Source organism: Photobacterium obscurum (genome assembly GCF_026191635.1).
Lineage (GTDB): Bacteria > Pseudomonadota > Gammaproteobacteria > Enterobacterales > Vibrionaceae > Photobacterium > Photobacterium obscurum.
This window is the reverse complement of record NZ_JAKRRW010000078.1, coordinates 1-263: the sequence shown is the minus strand read 5'-3', so window position 1 is coordinate 263 and position 263 is coordinate 1. Positions and strand designations below refer to the sequence as shown.

Sequence of the window (263 nt, the reverse complement as noted above, 5' to 3'; positions counted from 1 at the left end):
ACACAGTAAAATGCGGAAGTGGCGGAATTGGTAGACGCACCAGATTTAGGTTCTGGCGCCGCAAGGTGTGAGAGTTCAAGTCTCTCCTTCCGCACCATTTACTGTTTGTCATGAGTACATGACGCAGCAGATCAGGTTCACCAATCATCTGGTTTGTACAATTTGTTTAGAGATACCGTCTTGAAGGGCTCGCTCTTTAATGACAATATGCGGAAGTGGCGGAATTGGTAGACGCACCAGATTTAGGTTCTGGCGCCGCAAGG

Annotated in this window: 1 tRNA gene; it reads left to right on the top strand. The window is 48.3% G+C overall.

The features are described from left to right. The first annotated feature begins 12 nt into the window (after positions 1-12). A tRNA-Leu gene (locus MD588_RS26000) sits at positions 13-97 on the top strand. Positions 98-263: the final 166 nt, after the last annotated feature.